20 protein-coding genes are annotated in these 19,749 nt (G+C 71.4%); 7 read left to right on the forward strand and 13 right to left on the reverse strand.

Annotation, left to right across the window (positions count from 1 at the left end; all coding sequences use genetic code 11):
• Positions 1-19: 19 nt before the first annotated feature.
• Entirely contained in the window at positions 20-1,267 is a 1,248-nt protein-coding gene (locus tag ACSEEN_RS13920; RefSeq protein ID WP_440713481.1) for an alpha/beta hydrolase family protein, read from the forward strand.
• A gap of 36 nt (positions 1,268-1,303) precedes the next feature.
• Here the strand turns inward: ACSEEN_RS13920 and truB are convergent, their stop codons facing one another.
• The 4 genes from truB to ACSEEN_RS13940 form a co-directional block, all read right to left on the reverse strand.
• A complete protein-coding gene (gene truB / locus ACSEEN_RS13925) occupies positions 1,304-2,203 on the reverse strand; it encodes a tRNA pseudouridine(55) synthase TruB (protein ID WP_247863830.1) in 900 nt (299 codons plus the stop codon).
• 31 nt (positions 2,204-2,234) lie between these two features.
• Positions 2,235-4,325: an acyltransferase family protein gene (locus tag ACSEEN_RS13930; protein WP_440713482.1), complete on the reverse strand. Its 2,091-nt coding sequence runs from the start codon at positions 4,323-4,325 to the stop codon at positions 2,235-2,237.
• 4 nt (positions 4,326-4,329) lie between these two features.
• Positions 4,330-5,013: a 4'-phosphopantetheinyl transferase family protein gene (locus ACSEEN_RS13935; RefSeq protein ID WP_440713483.1), complete on the reverse strand. Its 684-nt coding sequence runs from the start codon at positions 5,011-5,013 to the stop codon at positions 4,330-4,332.
• 120 nt (positions 5,014-5,133) lie between these two features.
• Positions 5,134-6,099 (reverse strand): metallophosphoesterase family protein, encoded by a 966-nt coding sequence (locus tag ACSEEN_RS13940; RefSeq protein ID WP_440713484.1) that lies wholly within the window; start codon positions 6,097-6,099, stop codon positions 5,134-5,136.
• 46 nt (positions 6,100-6,145) lie between these two features.
• On the opposite strand from ACSEEN_RS13940, the gene ACSEEN_RS13945 reads away from it, so the two are divergent.
• On the forward strand, positions 6,146-7,348 hold the full coding sequence (locus ACSEEN_RS13945; protein WP_440713485.1) for an NAD(P)/FAD-dependent oxidoreductase: 1,203 nt from the start codon (positions 6,146-6,148) through the stop codon (positions 7,346-7,348).
• A gap of 45 nt (positions 7,349-7,393) precedes the next feature.
• Positions 7,394-7,723 carry a GNAT family N-acetyltransferase gene (locus ACSEEN_RS13950; RefSeq protein WP_247863835.1) on the forward strand — a complete coding sequence of 110 codons (330 nt, stop codon included), beginning with the start codon at positions 7,394-7,396 and terminating at the stop codon, positions 7,721-7,723.
• A gap of 24 nt (positions 7,724-7,747) precedes the next feature.
• On the opposite strand, the gene ACSEEN_RS13955 is transcribed toward ACSEEN_RS13950, so the two are convergent.
• From ACSEEN_RS13955 to rimP, 8 genes are all read right to left on the reverse strand, one after another.
• On the reverse strand, positions 7,748-8,527 hold the full coding sequence (locus tag ACSEEN_RS13955; protein ID WP_440713486.1) for an esterase/lipase family protein: 780 nt from the start codon (positions 8,525-8,527) through the stop codon (positions 7,748-7,750).
• Between the two features lie 25 nt (positions 8,528-8,552).
• Entirely contained in the window at positions 8,553-9,863 is a 1,311-nt protein-coding gene (locus ACSEEN_RS13960; protein ID WP_440713487.1) for an MATE family efflux transporter, read from the reverse strand.
• Positions 9,860-10,819: a DHH family phosphoesterase gene (locus ACSEEN_RS13965; protein WP_247863837.1), complete on the reverse strand. Its 960-nt coding sequence runs from the start codon at positions 10,817-10,819 to the stop codon at positions 9,860-9,862. The genes ACSEEN_RS13960 and ACSEEN_RS13965 overlap by 4 nt, the downstream gene beginning before the upstream one ends.
• Positions 10,816-11,265: a 30S ribosome-binding factor RbfA gene (gene rbfA / locus ACSEEN_RS13970; RefSeq protein ID WP_247863838.1), complete on the reverse strand. Its 450-nt coding sequence runs from the start codon at positions 11,263-11,265 to the stop codon at positions 10,816-10,818. Before rbfA ends, ACSEEN_RS13965 begins: the two co-directional genes overlap by 4 nt.
• The gene (gene infB / locus ACSEEN_RS13975; RefSeq protein ID WP_440713488.1) at positions 11,265-14,060 is read right to left on the reverse strand and encodes a translation initiation factor IF-2; all 2,796 of its coding nucleotides are present in this window, start codon (positions 14,058-14,060) and stop codon (positions 11,265-11,267) included. The genes rbfA and infB overlap by 1 nt, the downstream gene beginning before the upstream one ends.
• Before the next feature lie 64 nt (positions 14,061-14,124).
• The gene (locus ACSEEN_RS13980; protein WP_440713489.1) at positions 14,125-14,403 is read right to left on the reverse strand and encodes a YlxR family protein; all 279 of its coding nucleotides are present in this window, start codon (positions 14,401-14,403) and stop codon (positions 14,125-14,127) included.
• 90 nt (positions 14,404-14,493) lie between these two features.
• The gene (gene nusA, locus ACSEEN_RS13985) at positions 14,494-15,546 is read right to left on the reverse strand and encodes a transcription termination factor NusA (protein ID WP_247863841.1); all 1,053 of its coding nucleotides are present in this window, start codon (positions 15,544-15,546) and stop codon (positions 14,494-14,496) included.
• A gap of 53 nt (positions 15,547-15,599) precedes the next feature.
• Positions 15,600-16,145, reverse strand: coding sequence for a ribosome maturation factor RimP (rimP, locus tag ACSEEN_RS13990; RefSeq protein WP_440713490.1), 546 nt, complete (start codon positions 16,143-16,145; stop codon positions 15,600-15,602).
• A gap of 100 nt (positions 16,146-16,245) precedes the next feature.
• Here rimP and ACSEEN_RS13995 point away from each other — a divergent pair, with 100 nt between their 5' ends.
• Genes ACSEEN_RS13995 through ACSEEN_RS14010 form a run of 4 tightly spaced genes read left to right on the forward strand, consistent with a single transcriptional unit; the run spans position 16,246 to position 17,916 of the window.
• Positions 16,246-16,767 (forward strand): hypothetical protein, encoded by a 522-nt coding sequence (locus ACSEEN_RS13995; protein WP_440713491.1) that lies wholly within the window; start codon positions 16,246-16,248, stop codon positions 16,765-16,767.
• Positions 16,764-17,201, forward strand: a complete 438-nt coding sequence (locus tag ACSEEN_RS14000) for a ferritin-like domain-containing protein (protein WP_440713492.1) — start codon at positions 16,764-16,766, stop codon at positions 17,199-17,201. Before ACSEEN_RS13995 ends, ACSEEN_RS14000 begins: the two co-directional genes overlap by 4 nt.
• A gap of 39 nt (positions 17,202-17,240) precedes the next feature.
• A complete protein-coding gene (locus ACSEEN_RS14005; protein WP_440713493.1) occupies positions 17,241-17,582 on the forward strand; it encodes a helix-turn-helix domain-containing protein in 342 nt (113 codons plus the stop codon).
• A gap of 31 nt (positions 17,583-17,613) precedes the next feature.
• The gene (locus ACSEEN_RS14010; RefSeq protein WP_298443024.1) at positions 17,614-17,916 is read left to right on the forward strand and encodes a hypothetical protein; all 303 of its coding nucleotides are present in this window, start codon (positions 17,614-17,616) and stop codon (positions 17,914-17,916) included.
• Positions 17,917-17,985: 69 nt separating this feature from the next.
• Here the strand turns inward: ACSEEN_RS14010 and ACSEEN_RS14015 are convergent, their stop codons facing one another.
• Positions 17,986-19,719 carry a proline--tRNA ligase gene (locus ACSEEN_RS14015; RefSeq protein ID WP_247868029.1) on the reverse strand — a complete coding sequence of 578 codons (1,734 nt, stop codon included), beginning with the start codon at positions 19,717-19,719 and terminating at the stop codon, positions 17,986-17,988.
• Positions 19,720-19,749: the final 30 nt, after the last annotated feature.

Genomic DNA, 19,749 nt, shown 5'->3' on the forward strand with positions numbered 1-19,749 from the left:
GTGCTGCTAATTTCTGCTCATGATTCCCTCAGGTGCTTTCTCCCGCAGCCGAAGATTCCTGACCGCGACGGCCGCCGCCGTGACGGTGACACTGGCGGCGTTCACGCTCACCGACGCCGCGCCGGCGCGCGCCGACGACGTGGTGTCCATCGGCGTTCCCGAGTGGTCCGGTCTCGACGTGACCGGCTACTCGGGCCCGATTCCCGCGCGGGAGGGTCAGCTGATCGCACAGGTGCCGCTGGATCCGTCGCTGACCCTGCCGGCCGCGAGCCACGCCTACCGCGTGCAGTTCTCGGCCAAGAATCAGCACGGCAAGATGGCGACCAGCACGGGCGCGGTCTTCCTGCCCCGCGGCAAGGCGCCGGCCGGCGGCTGGCCGGTGATCTCCTGGGCGCACGGCACCGTCGGCATGGCCGACGACTGCACGCCGTCGGCCCATCCGCGCAGCGAGCGTGACGTCAAGTACCTCGGCCACTGGCTGGACCAGGGCTACGCGGTGGTCGCGGCCGACTACGTCGGGCTGGGCACCCCCGGCCTGATGGCCTACCTCGACGGCAAGACGGCGGCGCACGCCATCGTCGCCGCCACGGTGTCGGCGCACCAGCTGCAACTGCCGGCCGGCGCCAAGCTCGCCAAGCGCTGGGCCATCATCGGCCAGTCGCAGGGTGCGGCCGCCGCGCTGAACGGCGCGCGCTACGCGACGGAGTTCAGCCGCGGCCGCGGCCTGGACTACCGCGGCGTGGTCGCCACCGGCATTCCGGCGAACCTGGAATACCTGTACGAGCAGATGGGCCCGGCCGTGCCGCCCTTCAAGCTCCCCGGCTCGCTGAACGCCTACACCGCCTACATCCTGGCGGGCCTGAACAACGCCCGGCCCGACCTGCATCTGACCAATGCCCTGAACGCGAAGGGCAAGCAGCGCCTGGAGATGGGCCGCACGCTGTGCTACCCGATCCTCAAGCAGAAGCTGGCCGGCGACGACGTGCGGACCTGGTTCTCCCGGCCGCTGCAGTCCGTCCCGGGTCTCTCCCCGGCGATCCACGCGTACATGCTGACCCCGTACAAGGGCTACGACCGGCCGATCTTCCTCGGCCAGGGCCTCAAGGACGCGGACGTCCCGGCCCCCTCGGCGCTCTCGCTCTACGCGCAGATGAAGGCCAACAACCAGCCGGTGACGCTGCACGTCTACCCGACCGAGGACCACTCGGGCACCGTGCTCGCCTCGATGCCCGACTCCACCCCGTGGCTGGCGCGTATCCTGCGCTGACCCGATCCGCTACCCGCCTCCGGCCACTCTCCGCGTTCAGCGGAGGGTGGCCGGTCGCACGACCATGACCGATGCGGCGCGGCGGCCCTTCTCCTGCACCAGGGCGATGGCCTGGCCCGCCGGATCGACGACGGTGTAGATCCCGCGCAGGCCGATCGGCTCCAGCCAGCGGCCCTGGCTGATCGACTCGGCGTCGTCGTCGGAGATGTCGCGGTGCGGGAAGCACAGCTTGGCCGCCGCGTCGATCCCGAGACTGACGCCCGGCTGCGCGATCACCTCGTCGAGCGTCCGGGCGTGCGCCAGCGTGAACGGTCCCACCGCGGTGCGCCGCAGCGCGGTGAGATGGCCGCCGACGCCGAGCGCCGCGCCCAGGTCGCGGGCCAGGGACCGGATGTAGGTGCCCGACGAGCAGTCCACCTCGACGTCGAGGTCCACGGTGTCGCCCGCGCGGGTGATGCCGAGGATCTCGAAGCGGTCGACGGTCACCGGGCGCGCGGCGAGCTCGAACTCCTCGCCGTCGCGGGCCAGCGCGTGCGCCCGCTTGCCGTCGACCTTGATGGCGCTCACCGTCGCGGGCACCTGCTGCAGGTCGCCGGTGAGCGCCGCGACGCCGTCGCGCAGCTGCTGGTCGGTGACACCCGAGGCATCGGCCGACGAGGTCACCTCGCCCTCGGCGTCGTCGGTGGTGGTGGCGGCGCCGAGGCGGATGGTTGCGCGATAGCTCTTGGTGGTCAGCGAGAGCAGGCCGAGCAGCTTGGTGGCGCGTTCGATACCGATCACCAGCACCCCCGTCGCCATCGGGTCGAGGGTGCCGGCGTGGCCGACACGGCGCGTGCTGAACGCCTTGCGGCACTCTTTGACGACGTCGTGGCTGGTCATGCCCGCCGCCTTGTCGATGACGAGGAGTCCGGCGTTCTCGATCGAGGAATCGGCCATTGCTCAATAGTGCCAAGCCGGACGCCGGCGGCTAATGCCGGGCGGGCCACCAGCCGAGCGCGGGCCCGAGTTCCCGCTCGATGAACGGGGTCATGGTGAGCATGAAGGTCTTGGTGAAGTGATGGGCGTCCCGGTAGACCAGCACGTTGCCGATCACCACCGGGCAGTCGACCGGGCCGCAGTTGAGGTCGTTGAAGTCGAGGAGCGTCACGCCGGGCAGACCGCCGACGGCGGCCTGCGCGGGGTCGACCGGCAAGAGCGCGTCGGCGCGCTTCACGCCGCACGCGACCGGGTCCTTCTTCACCGCCATGCAGTCGAAGGGTTCCCGGAAGGTGCCGTCCGGGCCCTTCAGCCACGGCAGATCGCGCACGCCGACCACCGGGATGTGCGCGTCGGAGAACGTCCGGAAGGCGTCGATGTACCACTGCGGGGTCTCGTCGCCCTTGGCGTTGTTCGCGGCCGGCCGGGTCGACGTGGTGAAGACGGCATCCGGCCGGGTCTCCAGCACGTGCGCCATCGCCTTCTTCTGCCAGTCGCGGCACAGCGGCCGGTCGGTGGACTCGTCGGCGTGCGGGCCCGCGGCCAGCGAGCAGTTCACGATCAGCACGGTCTCGACGGTGAAGTCGTGCTCCTTGCCGATCAGGTCGAGCGCCGGCAGGTAGTGGTCCGCGTGCGACCCGCCGACCAGGGCGAGCACCGGGCGCCCCGGCTCACGCGGCGCACCGTAGTCGCAGATCACCAGGTCGGACTTGGTGTAGCCGTCGTTGGCGCAGCCGTCCTTGCCGGTCTGGGCCTGATCGGCGCGCGAGGCCTCCACCTTCGGGATGAAGGCGACGCCGGGCGGGGTCGCGGCACCCATCGACGCCGCGGCTCCCGGGTGCAGACTCCAGTCGATGTCCTGGGCCACCGGAGCCGGGGTGGTCGACGTCGCCGCCTGGATCGCGACGACCAGGGCGGCGACGGTGCCCGCCAGCACCAGCGGCACCCGGACGCGCAGGCGCCGCACCGGCGAGTCGGGCTTCAGCAGCCAGTCCGAGGCGACGGCCAGCAGCAACGACACCGCGATCACCGTCAGCCCTTGCAGCAGGCTGACGTGCTTCACCGGCGTCCCGTGGAAGTCGCGGTAGACCAGGAACATCATCAGCAGCGGCCAGTGCCACAGGTACAGGTGGTAGGCGATCGAGCCGAGGTAGACCATCGGCCGCGTGCTCAGCGCCCGGGTGACCGGACTGCCCGCGCCGGTCCCGGCGAGGAAGACCAGGACGGTGCCGCCGACCGGCAGCATGGCGGCGGGCCCGGGGAACGACGTCGCGCCGTCGACCAGCAGGCCGGTGACCGCCAGCATGGTGATCCCGGCCAGACCGGCGGGCCAGCGCAGCCGCGCGGGCACCACGAGCCGGGCGGCGGCGAGTCCGACGAGACCGCCGAGCGCGATCTCCCAGAAGCGCGAGAAGGTGTTGTAGTAGTTCACCGACTGGTCGGCCGAGCCGATGAACGTCGCGTATCCGAACGAGGCGATCGTGAGAACCGCGACGATGCCGATCAGCACCGGCCGGACGCGCTCGGGAGCGAGCAGCCGGGTCCGGCGGGCCAGCGTCCGCAACCCGAGCCCGAGCAGCGTGATGCCGCCGATCAGGATCACGAAGATCTGCGCTTGCACCGCGAGGGACCACAGATGCTGGAACGGCGACGGCAGACTGGTCGCGTCGGCGTAGGTGTGACCGGACAGCCCGAGCGCCCAGTTCTCGACGAACAGATCGGACCAGAGTGCCCCGCCCAGCGTCTCGGTGCGGCGCGACGACGGATAGATGTACCAGGTGGCCAGCACCGTCACCGCGACGGTGAGCGCCATCGGGATCCACAGGCGTTTGAGCACCCGCCACAGCCGCGGCAGCGGATTGTTCACCGGATCGGCGCCGGTCTGCCCGCGGATGAGCGACGGGATCAGGAAGAAGCCGGAGATGAAGAGGAAGGCGTCGACGCCGCCGGAGACCGTGCCGACCCAGATGTGGAAGACGACCACCAGCATGATCGCCACGCCGCGCAGGCCTTCGACGTCGCGGCGGCGCCCGGGCGCGTTGGCGTTGGGCGAGGCGAGCACCTCGGAGTCGGCCGTCGTCATCTCCTCAGACCAGCGCAATCGTCGTCAGGATCAGCCCACCGGCGATCAGCCAGCGACCGGGCAGGGTGAGCAGCGGTGCACCACCGTCGAGCGTGGCCGGGTCGATCAGGATCTGCGAGGTGAACGTCCCGGCGGCCACCGTCTCACCGGCCGGAGCCGCGGCGGTGTCGTCGCGGGTGAAGGTGATGTGCGCGTCCTCGAAACCGAGCCAGCGCCGGGTGAGCGGGAACCACGCCTTGTAGGTGGCCTCCTTGGCGCAGAACAGCAGCCGGTCCCAGTGCAGGTCGTCCGGCCGGCCGGCGAGGACCTCGCGTTCGGCCTCGATGCTGGTGTGATCGAGGACGCCGTCGGGCAGCGCCGCGTGCGGTTCGGCGTCGATCCCGATCGACCGGACCTGCATCGCGTAGGCGACGGCGGCGGCACGGTAGCCGTCGCAGTGGGTCAGGCTGCCGACCACGTTCGACGGCCACAGCGGCATCCCGCGCTCGCCGCGCAGGATCGGTTCCGGCCCCACGCCGATGCGGCCCAGGGCGGTGCGCCCGCAGTGCCGGGCGGTGGTGACCTCGCGGCGGCGTTTCTCCACCGCGCGCGACACCAGCGATTCCTCCGCGGGCAGCAGCACGGCGTCGTCGGGATCGCCGAAGGATTCCGCGGTGCCGACACCGCGGGGAAACAGCAGCTCGATCATCGCGTCACCTCCTCGTGACCGTCGGCGATATATCGGCCGATACATTGGCGCCCACCATGGTGCCAGCCGACGGGCGGAGACGGCCAATCGGCGCGGCGCGTGTGAGGTGTTCCTCAGCGCTCAGTCGGCCCGGCGCTGCGCACGGCGCTCCCGCACTTTCTCGACCCGCTCGCGGAACTCGCGGGCCCGCTCCTCGTAGTCCGGAGGCAGTGTGAACCGCACCCCGGTCTCGTGCAGGTCGGCCGCGACGGTGCCGTCGCCGGGGTATATCTGCCGCAGCAGCGGCTCGGGCAGGCCGCGGCGCTTCCACTCGCGCGGGTAACCCACCGACACCTCCTCGAAGCGCACGTCGTCGTACCAGGTGGTGCGCGGGATGTGCAGGTGCCCGTAGACGCAGGCCTCCGCGTGGAAGCGGGTGTGCCAGTCGGCGGTCTCCTCGGTGCCGCACCAGAGCGCGAACTCCGGGTACATCAGCGCATCGCAGGGCTCGCGGCGCAGCGGCCAGTGGTTGATCAGGACGGTCTTCTCGGCCGGATCGAGGGCCTCCAGCCGCTCCCGCGTCGCCGCCACCCGCGCCCGGCCCCACGCATCACGGGTCCCGAACGGTTCGGGTGAGAGCAGGAACTCGTCGGTGGCGACGACATTGCGCTCCCGCGCGAGCGCGAGTGCCTGCAACGCCGTGGCGGTGCCCTCGGGGCGGAAGGTGTAGTCGTACAGAAGGAACATCGGCACCACGCGAACCGGCGGCAGGCCGTCGCCCGGATCGAACAGCGGATAGCGGTCCTCCGGGGTGATCACCCCGATGTCCCGGCAGGCCTGCACCAGGTAGTCGTACCGGGCGACGCCGAAGATCTGCAGCGGGTCCTTGCTGGTGGTGTACAGCTCGTGGTTACCCGGCACCCAGACGACCGTCTGGAAGCGCGCCTTGAGCCGCCGCAGCGTGTCGATGATGTCGTCGGTGCGCTCGGACACGTCCCCGGCCGCGATCAGCCAGTCCCCCGGATCGCTCGGCCGGATCGCATCGACGATGTGCTCGTTGCCCCGGTGCGCCACGTGCAGATCGCTGATCGCCCAGAGTGTCGCCATGAGATGCCATGCTGCCAGAGCCCGCGATCGCGCGTAGCGTGGGTTCATGGACGGCTCAATGGTGATCATCGGTGGCGGTCTGGCCGCGGCGAAGTCCGCTGAAGCGCTCCGGGAGCGAGGGTTCGACGGCGCGATCTCGGTGGTCGCCGCCGAACATCATCTCCCGTACGAACGACCGCCGCTCTCCAAGGACTTCCTGGCCGGCAAGGCCGAGCGATCGTCGGTCTTCCCGCACGACGGCGACTGGTACGCCCGGCACCGGGTCGACGTGCACACCGGTGTCCGCGCCACCAAGATCGACCGCGACGGCCGCTTCGTCATCCTCGACGACGGTTCCGCGCTCCACTACGACAAGCTGATCCTCGCCACCGGCTCGTCGCCGCGGCGCTTCCCCGGCGACCCGGACGTCGCCTATCTCCGGACACTCGACGACTCCGAGCGGCTGCGCACCTACCTCGGTGACGGCAGACGCCTGGTGGTGGTCGGCGCCGGATGGATCGGCCTGGAGGTGGCCGCCACCGCCCGGCAGGCCGGCACCGAGGTCACCGTCATCGAACCGCAGCCGCTGCCGCTGGCCGGGATCCTCGGCGACCGGGTCGCCGAGGTGATCGCCGATCTGCATCGGGGCCACGGCGTCGACCTGCGGCTCGATACCGGGGTCGACAGCATCGCGGTCGGCGACGCACCCGGCGGCACGGTGGTCACCGACGACGGCACGTCGCTGGCGGCAGACGTGATCCTGGTCGGGATCGGCGCCGTCCCGGAGGTCGCCCTCGCCACCGGCGCCGGCCTGTCGGTGAGCAACGGGGTGGACGTCGACGGCGGACTGCGCACATCGGACCCGAACATCTTCGCCGTCGGGGACATCGCGAATCAGGAGCATCCGCTGTTCGGCCGCCTCCGGGTGGAGCACTGGGCCACCGCGCTCAACCAGCCCGCCGTGGCCGCGGCCAACGCGCTCGGGCACGACGAGACCTACGACCGGCTGCCGTACTTCTTCACCGACCAGTACGACTTCGGGATGGAATATCGCGGCCACGCCTCCGGAAAGGACCGGGTGGTGATCCGCGGCGACACCGGCGCCCTGAAGTTCCTCGCGTTCTGGCTCGACGACGACTCCCGGGTGCTCGCCGGGATGAATGTGAACCTCTGGGACGACGGCGAGGCGATCGCCGAGCTGATCACGAGCGGGCGCCCGGTGTCCCCCGACCGGCTCGCCGACCCGGAGGTACCGCTCGACGCGGTGTAGCGCGTCGGCGCCCGGCGCGGGCATCCCGGGGTTACCGTGGAGCGCATGACTTCCGAGAACCCGGTCCCGCCGCCCACCGTCACTCTGGAGCCGACGCCGCGGTTGCGGGACAATCCCGACCGTGACCGGTACGAACTCTGGTCCGGCGATGAGTTGGTCGGCGTCGAAGGCTACGAGCGCGACGCCGACGGTCACCTGGTGCTGCTGCACACGGTGGTCACCGAGAAGTTCGGCCACGCCGGCTTCGCGCGCCTCCTGGTGCACGAGGTGCTCGACGATGCCGCGGCCCGCGGTGTCACCGTGCGGCCGGTGTGCACCTACGTGCAGAAGTTCGTCGAGCGCTTCCCGCAGTACCGCTCGGTCATCGCCGGCTGACGCGGTACCGCGGGACGCGAGGCGTCAGCCGCGGTACTCGCGGTAGTACGGGGCGTCCGGCAGCATCGATCCGCGGCCGGTGAGCACGCCGTCCGGATCGTCGACGAACTTGCCCTCGCACTTGCCGGCCAGCGACGCGGCGACCGCGTCCCAGACGTCGGCGTTCAGCGGTTCCACGGTGTGCTGGTAGTCCGCGGGCACCGGCTTGAGCTCCGGGATCGGCGTCACCCGGCACTGTCCTCCGTCGAGGTGGCCGTCGGCGAACTCGCGGGTGCTGCGGATGCCGTAGTATGCGGTGTCGCCGGGCGTGTCGTCGCCGGCGTTCAGGGTGTTGATGAACGGGGTGTTCGGGCAGTTCTCTTTCGCGATGTCGGCCGTGCACGACGCCGGTGACCCGTACTGCGCGGTCCCGATGGCGACGTAGGTCGCCACCTTGTCGTGTCCGCCCTGCTCCTTGAGGTACCAGCGCGCGCTGATACCGCTGACGCTGTGGGCGACGAGGGCGATCTTGTCGTGCGGGTGCTCACGATGCACCTTGTCGACGGCATCGCCGATGACGGTCGCGTCATGGCGCAGATCGGTGCCCATCACGTCGACCACCGTCGTCGGATACCCGCGCGCGATGAGATCGTCGGCCATCCGGCTGTACATCGGGGCCAGCGAGACTCCGCCCAGCGACTGACCGGGCGTGAGGATCACGCGGGTCGTGGCCGGTGCGGCCGAGGCGGGTGCGGCGACGGTGAGAGCGGTGCCCGCGGCGGCGGCGACGGCGCAGGCCAGGGTGAGGAGAGTCTTCTTCGGCACCCGATAAGGGTAGCCTAAAGAACTTTCAGCGCACCCACGACCCCGACCGGACACGCCAGGCGACCGCACCCAGCCGGGCGAGCATGAACACGCACAGCCCGGCCCAGATCCCCGCCAGACCCCAGTCGAAGGCAAGTGAGAGCCAGATCAGCGGCAGAAAACCGAGGAGTGCGCCGAGCAGGGTGGCCGTCCGCAGAAACGCGACGTCGCCCGCCCCCAGCAGCACGCCGTCGAGCGCGAAGACGATGCCGGCGACCGGCAGCATGGCGACCAGGAACCACCACGGCGTGACGACCGCGTGCAAGATCGCCGAATCGGCCGTGAAGATCCGCGGGATCAGGCCCGCGCCGGCCGCGAAAACCGCCGCGACCAGCACCGACAGTCCGAGGGAGAGACCGGTGGCCCGCCGCGCGTCGGCCCGGGCGGCCGCGAACGCCTTCGCCCCGAGCGCCGCCCCGACCAGCTGCTGGGCGGCGATCGCCAGCGAATCGAGCAGCAGCGAGATGAACTCCCAGAGCAGGAGCACCAGCTGGTGCGCGGCGACTTGCGCCACCCCGAACCGGGCGGCGACCGCCGCCGCGGACACGAAGCACACCTGGAACGACACGCTGCGCAGGATCAGGTCGCGCGCCATGGTCAGCTGCGCGCGGATCACCCGCCAGACCGGGCGCAACCGCCCGCGCGACTCCCGGATCAGGTGCCCGGCGAACAACAGTCCGGTGAGCCCCTGCCCCACCAGGTTCGACACCGCGCTGCCTTCCAGCCCCAGTCGCGGCGCACCGGCCAGGCCGTGAACCAGCAGCACGCAGAGCACTGCCGACACCGCGAGGCCGGCCACCACGTACACCACCGGGCGCCGGGCCTCCTGCACACCGCGCATCCAGCCGTTGCCGGCCATGGACAGCAGGATCAGCGGCACCCCGAACATCGCGGTCCGCAGCCAGCCCGTCGCATCGGCCGCGACCGTGTCGTCGGGCACGAGCGCGCGCAGGAGATACGGCGCGCTGGGATAGACCGCGGCGATCAGCAGCAGTCCCGCGCCGACCGCGATCCAGCTGGCCTGCACGCCCTCGCCGACCGCCTCCCGCCGGTCCCCGGCGCCGAAGGCCCGCGCCGAGCGGGCGGTGGTGCCGTACGAGAGGAAGGTCAGCTGGGTGCTGATGATCGACAGCACCAGGGTCCCGACGGCCAGGGCCGCCAGCTGGTGACCGCCGAGCCTCCCGACCACGGCCAGGTCGAGCATCAGATACAGCGGCGGTGCGATCAGCACCACCAGCGCGGACGCGGCGAGACGGCCGAAGACGGCCGCCGACACCCCGCGCGGGGACGCTGTCACGCCAGCGCGGAACGCAGCCGGGCGACGACCTCCGCGGCACTGCCGGTGTCGCTGTAGCCGGCCGCCCGCGTGTGCCCGCCGCCGCCGAGGCCGCGGGCGATCGGCACCAGGTCGACCTGCGACTTGCTGCGCAGTGAGACGTTCCAGTAGCCGGGCGTGGCCTCCTTGAACACGGCGGTCACGTCGGCCTCGCGCGCAGTACGCACGACGTCGACGATGCTCTCGCCGTCCTCCCAGTCCATGCCGGACATCTGCTCGGCACCGACCACGGCGACCACCAGACCCGCTCCCCCGCACGCGCCCTCATCGAGGTCGGCGGTGGCGAGCACCCCCGAGATCAGACCGAGCCAGCCGAACGGATGCGAGTCCATCAGGATGCGGCTCCACCGGGCCGAGTCGACGCCCGCCTCGGTGAGCCGGCCCGCCACCCGGAACGACGCCGGGCGCGCCCACTTGAAGCTGCCGGTGTCGGTGACCAGACCCGCGTACAGGCAGGTCGCGATGTCGCAGGTCAGGTCGACGCCCAAGGCGTCGATCACCTCGAGCACCAGGACCGCCGTGCAGTCGGACTGCGCGTCGATCAGGTCGAGATCGGCGAAACCGGCGTTCGACACGTGATGATCGATGCAGATCGTGGTCCCCGCCTCGCCGAAGACCGGCGCCAGCCGGCCGAGCCGGTCGACGGTGGCCGCATCGACGGCGACGGTGACCGGCGCCGGGGCCAGCGCGGCGTCGTCGACGATCAGCTCCGACCCGGGCAGCTGCCGCAGGGTACCCGGCAGTTCCTCGGGACCGGAGAACGAGACGGCGACCTCCGCCCCGCGCCCGCGCAGGGCCAGGCCCAGCGCGAGCGCGCTGCCGATGGTGTCGGCGTCGGGGCGGACGTGGCTGATGATCGACACCGTGCGCGCAGCGCTCAGCACCCCGGCGATGTCCGCGGCGGACGCCGGATTCACTCGGTGTCCCTGTCCTCGTCCTCGTGGCGGTACGGATCGGCGTCGCCGGCCGGCTTCGCCTCCCGGGCCGCGCGGGCCACCAGTTCGTCCTGGGCACGGGCCCGGGCGAGAAGCTCATCCATCGCCCGCGTCGCGTCCGGCACGGTGTCCAGCTCGAAGCGCAGGGTCGGCGTGAACCGCACGCCGGTGCCCGCGCCCACCAGGGAGCGCAGGGCACCGGTCGCGGCGGCCAGCCCGGCCGCCGCTTCGGCCACATCGGGTTCGTCGTCGACCGACGAGCCCATCACCGTGTAGAAGACGGTCGCGTCGTGCAGATCCCCGGTGACCCGGCAGTCCGTGATGGTCACATGAGCCAGCCGGGGATCCTTGATCTCGGTGCCGATCGCCGAGGCGACGATCGTGGAGATCCGCTTCGCGAGCCGTGCGGCTCGTGCGTGATCGACCATCAGTCTCGCGCCTTCTCCACCATCTCGTACGTCTCGATGACGTCGCCGATCTTGATGTCGGAGTAGGTCAGCGTGAGACCGCACTCGAAGCCCTCGCGGACCTCGGTGACGTCGTCCTTCTCCCGGCGCAGCGAGCTGACCGTGAGATTCTCGGCGACGACGGTGTTGTCACGCAGCAGCCGCGCCTTGGCGTTGCGGCGGACCACACCCGACTGCACCATGCAGCCGGCGATGTTGCCGACCTTGGACGACTTGAAGATCGCGCGGATCTCGGTGCGGCCCAGCTCGACCTCTTCGTAGATCGGCTTGAGCATGCCCTTGAGCGCCGCCTCGATCTCCTCGATCGCCTTGTAGATGATCGAGTAGTAGCGGATCTCGACACCCTCGCGGTTCGCCAGCTCGGTCGCCTTGCCCTCGGCACGGACGTTGAAGCCGATGATGATCGCATCCGAGGCCGACGCCAGGTTGACGTTGGTCTCGGTGACGCCGCCGACGCCGCGGTCGATGACGCGCAGCGAGACCTCGTCGTCGATCTCGATCCCGAGGAGAGCCTCCTCGAGGGCCTCGACCGTACCGGAGTTGTCGCCCTTGAGGATCAGGTTCAGCTGGCTGGTCTCCTTCAGCGCCGAATCCAGGTCCTCGAGGCTGATCCGCTTGCGGCTGCGGGCGGCCAGCGCGTTGCGCTTGCGCGCCGCACGCCGATCCGCGATCTGCCGCGCGATCCGGTCCTCCTCCACGACCAGCACGTTGTCACCGGCACCCGGAACAGAGGTGAAGCCGATCACCTGCACCGGACGCGAAGGCAGCGCCTCCTCGACGTCGTCGCCGTGCTCGTCGACCATGCGGCGGACGCGGCCGTAGGCGTCACCGGCGACCACCGAGTCACCGACGTGCAGGGTGCCGCGCTGGATGAGCACGGTCGCCACCGGACCGCGGCCGCGGTCGAGGTGCGCCTCGATGGCGACACCCTGGGCGTCCATGTCCGGGTTGGCGCGCAGGTCGAGCGAGGCGTCGGCGGTCAGCAGGACCGCCTCCAGCAGCGCGTCGATGTTGGTGCCCTGCTTGGCCGAGATGTCGACGAACATGGTGTCGCCGCCGTACTCCTCGGGAACCAGGCCGTACTCGGTGAGCTGACCGCGGATCTTGGCCGGGTCGGCGCCTTCCTTGTCGATCTTGTTGACCGCGACCACCACCGGCACGTCGGCGGCCTGAGCGTGGTTCACCGCCTCGACCGTCTGCGGCATCACGCCGTCGTCGGCCGCGACCACCAGGATCGCGATGTCGGTGGCCTTGGCGCCGCGGGCACGCATGGCGGTGAACGCCTCGTGACCCGGGGTGTCGATGAACGTGATGAGACGCTCTTCGCCGTTGAGGTCGGTCATCACCTGGTAGGCACCGATGTGCTGGGTGATGCCGCCGGCCTCGCCCTCGCCGACGTTCTCCTTGCGGATCGTGTCGAGCAGGCGGGTCTTGCCGTGGTCGACGTGACCCATGACGGTGACCACCGGCGGACGCTGCGCGAGATCGTCCTCGCCGCCCTCGTCCTCGCCGTAGGTGAGGTCGAAGCTCTCCAGGAGCTCGCGGTCCTCGTCCTCGGGGCTGACGACCTGGACGACGTAGTTCATCTCGGAGCCGAGCAGCTCCAGCGTCTCGTCGTTCACCGACTCGGTGGCCGTGACCATCTCGCCGAGGTTGAACAGGGCCTGGACCAGCGACGCCGGGTTGGCGCCGATCTTGTCGGCGAAGTCCGACAGCGAGGCGCCGCGGGCGAGCCGGATGGTCTCGCCGTTACCGTTGACCAGCCGGACGCCGCCGACCGTCGGTGCCTGCATCGAGTCGTACTCTTGCCGCTTCTGCCGCTTCGACTTGCGGCCCTTGCGGGGCGCGCCACCGGGCCGGCCGAACGCACCCGCGGCACCGCCGCGACCACGTCCGCCGCCACCGCCGCCACCGGGACGACCGCGGAAGCCGCCGCCGGCGGCCGGAGCACCGCCACCGCCGCCACCGGGACCGCCGCGGTAACCGCCGCCACCGCCGGGACGACCGCCGCCCGGTCCGCCACGACCACCCGGGCGGGCGTCGGGACGGGCCGCGCGCTGCGGCATCGCACCCGGGTTCGGGCGCGGGGGCATGCTGCCGGGGCTGGGCCGGGGGCCACCGGCGCCCGGGCGTCCGCCCGCGGCCGGACGGCCGCCACCGGGCCGCGGACCGGCCTGGCCCGGACCGGGACGGGGTCCCTGCGGGCGCGGCGCGGGGGCCGGAGCCGACGAGTACGGGTTGTTACCGACGCGCGGCGGGCGCGGCGCGGGACGCGGACCCGGACGCGGACCGGCCGCGGCGGGCTTGGTGGCCGCCGGGGTGGCCGCCGCCGGACGCTCGGGGGCCGGAGCCGGCGCGGGGGCCGGCTTGGGACCGGGCTTGGTCGCCGCGGGCTTGGCCGCCGCGGGCTGCGCCGGAGCCGGGGCCGCCGGAGCGGCCGCGGCGGGGGCTGCCGGAGCGGCCGGGGCCGCGGGGGTGCGGGCGCCGGGCTTCGGGCCGCCCGGCTTCGGTGCCGACGACGCGGCACCGGGCTTGGCCGCGGGCTTGCTCGCGGCCGGCTTCTGACTGGGTGCCGCCGCCTCGGGCTTGCCGTCGGCGGGGGCGAAAGATTCGCGAAGTCGACGGGCCACCGGGGCCTCGACGGTCGACGACGCAGATTTGACGAACTCGCCTTGATCCTTCAGACGCTCCAGCACGATCTTGCTGGTGACGCCGAGTTCCTTGGCCAATTCGTGGACGCGGGCCTTGCCTGCCACTGCTCTCCTCACTTGGAGGCCGAGCGGGCAACCGCTACGGCCTCGGTTTAACTGAACAACGTGCTCATCGTGGCGACTTCACGGTGTGCTCATGTCTTCTACTCACCTGTCCTGACTCCTGCGGAGTCCCTATGGCGGCCTCGCCGAAAATCTCGGCGAAGTCGTCCGCGTGCGCTTTCAGTCCGCGCACCCGGAGCGCCGGACCGAATGCCTGCCGCCGCACCGCCGCGGACACACAGTCCCGCGTCGGGTGCAGCCAGGCGCCTCGTCCCGGCAGGTTCCTCCGGTGATCGATCGCCAGCACGACGCCCGTCGGGGCCTCGCTCTCCGGCACATCGCGCACCGCCACCCTGATCAATTCCGTGACCGGGCCGCGTTCACGACAACCCAGACACATGCGGATCGGATGTGTCGACTCTGGAAGAACCACCGATCAGTCTAGCTCATTCCCGGGCGCGTCGGAGCCACCCGGCGCCGGGGCGGCCGCGTCGGCGCCGTCACCCGCCGCATCCGAGCGGATGTCGATACGCCACCCGGTCAGCCGCGCGGCCAATCGGGCGTTCTGACCCTCCTTGCCGATGGCCAGCGACAGCTGGTAGTCGGGCACCACGACCCGCGCCGCCTTCGCCTCGGCGTCGACCACCTCCACCGACACCACCTTCGCCGGGGACAGCGCGTTGCCGACGAATTCGGCCGGATCCACCGAGTAGTCGATGATGTCGATCTTCTCGCCGCCCAGTTCGCTCATCACGTTGCGCACGCGCTGGCCCATCGGGCCGATGCAGGCGCCCTTCGCGTTGAGTCCGGCGACGCCGGTGTGCACCGCGATCTTGGAGCGGTGCCCGGCCTCGCGGGCCACCGACACGATCTCCACCGAGCCGTCGGCGATCTCCGGGACCTCCAGCGCGAACAGCTTGCGCACCAGGTTCGGGTGTGTCCGCGACAGGGTGATCTGCGGGCCGCGCACACCGCGCGCCACGCCCACCACATAGCACTTGACCCGATCGCCGTGCTGCAGGTTCTCCCCCGGCACCTGCTCGCCCTTCGGGATCACGCCCTCGGTGGCGTTGGCGTCGGTGCCGATCTGCACCACCACCAGATCGCGGGCCCGGGCACGGGCATCGGCCTGCACCACTCCGGCGACGATCTCGCCCTCGTGTGCGACCAGCTCGCCGAACTGCTTCTCGTTCTCGGCGTCGCGCAGCCGCTGCAGGATCACCTGGCGGGCGGTGGTGGCGGCGATCCGGCCGAAGCCCTCCGGGGTGTCGTCCCACTCGTGCACCACGGTGCCGTCGTCGTCGATCTCCTGCGCCATCACGCGGACCTCGCCCGACTTGCGGTCGATGTCGATGCGCGCGTGCGGCGCGAAGCCCTCGGTGTGCCGGTAGGCGGTGAGCAGCGCCGTCTCGATGGCCGTGATGACGGTCTCGGTGGGGATGCCCTTCTCGGATTCGATCAGGCGCAGGGCCGTGACGTCGATGTGCATGGTGGTGACTCCTATTCGTTTGTCGTATTGAGTTGTGGATTCAGGTACGGGTGCTATTCGGCCGGCCGGCGACGGCGCTCGATCTCGTCGTCGTCGAGGCCGCAGCGGCGCAGTTCGGCGGGCCCGGGCCGGGTGAAGTCGACCTCGACCCGCGCGTGGACCACGTCGGCGAGCGGAATCGTCGTCTCACTCATCCGGCCCTTGACGTTGGTGACGAGGGTGACCGACTCCTCGTCGGTGTCGCCGACCCGGCCGGTGATCATCTGCTCGTCGCCGTCGGCGTGCCGCCGCACCGCGACCTTCCGGCCGCGGGCCCGGCGCCAATGGCGCGGCGCTGTCAGCGCCCGTTCGGCGCCCGGGGTGCTGACCTCGAGCTCGTAGGGGTCGTCGCCGAACGGGTCGGCGGCGTCGAGGACGTCGGACAGCGCGCGCGAGACCTCGGCGAGGTCGTCCAGGGAGGCGCCGCCGTCGCGGTCGACGACGATGCGGACCTCGTGCCCGGCCCGGCCGCCGACCACGACATCCTCCAGGTCGTAGCCGAGCCCGGTGACGACCGGACGCACCACGTCGCCGATCTGCTCACTGGTCGCGTGCGACACCGTGGGCCTCCTCTTGTGCGATGAGGGCGGCCCGGGAGTTCCGGGCCGCCGCGCCGACCTTCCATCGTAGTCGATCGCCGAAGCTGGCAGAATCGGCCGAGTGACGCACCGACCGCCGCCGCCCGCACCCGATCCGCGCCCGTCTTCGCGAGCACTGCCCCGGCGCACGGTGCTGCGTGGTGGGGCCGCGCTGACCTTGGCCGCCGCGGCCGGTCCAGCGCTCGCCGCCTGCGCCCCGGGACCGTCGGAGCGAGAGCGGCAGGCCCGCGAACTGGTGCCCCTGGCCCGCTCCGCGGAGCTCCAGCAGCGGCAGGCGAAGCAGCTCGCGCCGAAAGAGACCGACTACACCGACGCGCTGAATCGGGTCGCCGCCGAACGCGGCGATCACGCCCAGGCGCTCACCGACGAGATCAACCGCCTCCACGCCCCGGCGGCGACGGAGATCACCGCACCCGCCGGCGACGGCACCACGAACCTCACGCTCGACGGTCTGCGCGACGGCCTCACCTCTGCCGCCCGCGACAGCGCCGGCGCGGCGGTCGCCGCGGCGGGTTTCCGGGCCGGGCTGCTCGGGTCGATCAGCGCGTCGTGCACGACGCTCCGCGAGGTGCAGCTGGCATGAGCGACGACCGGAAGGCACTGGACAACGCGATCGAGGCCGAGAACGCCGCGATCTTCACCTACGGCGTCACCACCGCGTTCATCGGCACCGCCGAGCGCGTCACCGTCGGTCAGTACGTGGCGGCCCACCGGGTGCGCCGCGACGAGCTCAACGCCGACGTGACCGCGGCCGGCGGCACCCCGCCGCAGTCGGCCGCCGGCTATCGGCTGCCGGTGAACGTCACGGACGCGACGAGCGCCGCGACCGTACTGCTCGACGCCGAGCAGGAGTGCGCCCGGGCTTACCGCGCACTGCTGGAGCAGGCCGGCAAGACCGAGCTGCGGCGCCGCGGCGTCGACGGTCTGACCGCCAGCGCGGGCTACGCCGCGCACTGGCGCGGGGTGCTGGGCCAGAGCCCGGTGACGGTGCCCTTCCCGGGCACACCCGGCACCTAGCGCGTTGCACACAACGCACTTGCGTTGTAGTTTGGGGAGGTGCCCACGAGCGACGAAGACAAACTCGGTTACCTCGGCCAGTACATCCGCGCGCAGCGTCAGCTGAATCAGCTGTCGATCCGCGGGCTGGCCAAGATGGCGGCGGTCTCCGACTCCTACCTGAGCCAGGTGGAGCGGGGGAACTACCGGCCGTCGGCGGAGTTTCTCGCCAACGTCGCGAAGGGCCTCGACATCTCGCCCGACGAGCTGTTCCGCATGTCGGGCTGGCTCGGCGGCGACGGGCCCGGCGTGATCGAGGCCGTCACCCGGGACACCAGGCTGACCGACTCGCAGAAGTCCGCCCTGATCCAGCTGTACCGCTCGATGGTCGGCGACGAATGACGCCGTCCTTCCCCTCGCTAAGGAGCCCCGCATGACCGATCTGTACACCAAAGCCACCGCCGACCTCGCCGGCGCCTGGGTCGCCGGCCTCAACGGCACCGCCGACGTCCTGCCCAAGATCCGTTCGGGCGTCAGCAGCGCCGTCGCCGTCGTGCCGGGCCTCGACAAGGTCCTCGCCGCCAAGCCGAAGCGGCTCCCGGGCGTGCCGAGCCTGGCCGAGGTCGTCGCCGTCAACTACGCGGCCGCCGAGCGGCTGCTCGCCGCGCAGCGCGACCTGGCGCTCGCCGCGACCGGCGCCGTCAGCTCCGCCGAGAAGAACACCACCGGCCACTGACCCCAGCGAACCGCGCGAGCCGTCCCCCACCGGGGGAGACGGCTCGCGCCGTTCGTTCGCGGCCCTCGCCTACGCGCCCCGTACCGCCGCGACCACGGCGTCCACGGCGCCGTCGATCGGCACCGCCGCGGCTTCGCCGCTCGCGCGGTCGCGGACCTCAACGGTCCCGTCGGCCCAGCCGCGGCCGACCACCACGACGGTGGGCATGCCGAGCAGTTCGGCGTCCTTGAACTTGACGCCCGGCGACGCCTTGCGGTCGTCGAACAGCACCTCGATGCCTGCGGCGTCCAGTTGCTCGGCGAGCTGCTGGGCACCGGCGACGGCGGCCTCGTCCTTGTTGGCGATCACCAGGTGGACGTCGTACGGCGCCACCTCGCGCGGCCAGATCAGGCCCTTCTCGTCGTGCCGCTGTTCGGCCAGTACCGCGACCATGCGCGAGACGCCGAGGCCGTAGGAACCCATCGTGACGCGGACCGGCTTGCCGTTCTCGCCGAGCACGTCGAGCTCGAAGGCGTCGGCGTACTTGCGGCCCAGCTGGAAGATGTGGCCGATCTCGATGCCGCGCGCGGCCTCCAGCACGCCGTGGCCGTCGGGCGACGGATCGCCGGCGCGCACCTCGGCGGCCTCGATCACGCCGTCCGGGGTGAAGTCGCGGCCGGCCACCAGGTCGACGACGTGCTTGCCCTTCTCGTCGGCGCCGGTGATCCAGCGCGTGCCGGTCACCACGCGCGGGTCCACCAGGTAGGTGCCGCCCGCGGCCTGCACACCCTTGGGGCCGATGTACCCGCGGACGAGGGCCGGGTTGGCGGCGAAGTCGTCTTCGGTGAGCAGCACGACCTCGGCGGGTTCGACCGCGGCCTCCAGCCGCTTCATGTCGACGTCGCGGTCGCCGGGGATGCCGATGCCCACGATCTCCCAGTCCTTGCCGGGCCGGCGGATCTTCACCAGCAGGTTCTTGAGGGTGTCCGCCGCGGTCACCTCGCGGTCGAGGGCGCCGTTGGCCCAGTCGACCAGGGTCGCGATGGTCGGCGTCTCTCCGGTGTCGTGGATCGAGACCTCGGGCAGGCCGTCCAGCGGCAGCGCGTCGGGCACCGGCGTGACGACGGCCTCGACGTTGGCGGCGTAGCCCGACTCGGTGCTGCGGACGAAGGTGTCCTCACCGACCTCGCACTCGGCCAGGAACTCCTCGGAGGCGCTGCCGCCCATGGCGCCGGAGGTGGCGGCCACGATCACGTACTGCACATTCAGCCGCTCGAAGATGCGCTGGTAGGCGGCCCGGTGCAGGTCGTAGGACTGCTGGAGCCCCGCGTCGCTCGTGTCGAACGAGTACGAGTCCTTCATCACGAACTCGCGGCCGCGGAGCAGACCGGCGCGCGGGCGCTCCTCGTCGCGGTACTTGGTCTGGATCTGGTACAGGATCACCGGCAGGTCCTTGTACGAGCTGTACTCGCCCTTGACCAGCTGGGTGAACAGTTCCTCGTGAGTGGGGCCGAGCATCATGTCGGCGCCCTTGCGGTCCTTGAGCTTGAAGACGTTGTCGCCGTATTCGGTCCACCGGCCGGAGGTCTCGTAGGGCTCGCGCGGCAGCAGCGCGGGCAGCAGGATCTCCTGCGCGCCCATCGCGTTCATCTCTTCGCGGACCACGTCCTCGATCTTCCGGAACACGCGCAGCCCGAGCGGCAGCCAGGTGTAGATGCCCGGCGCCGCGCGGCGGATGTATCCGGCCCGGACCAGCAGCTTGTGGCTGGGCACCTCGGCGTCGGCGGGGTCGTCGCGCAGGGTGCGCAGGAACAGGGAGGACATACGCGTGATCACGGGTGATCAGCTTAGTCG

This window comes from Gordonia marina (assembly GCF_052036135.1).
In the GTDB taxonomy this organism is placed as follows: Bacteria; Actinomycetota; Actinomycetes; order Mycobacteriales; family Mycobacteriaceae; genus Gordonia.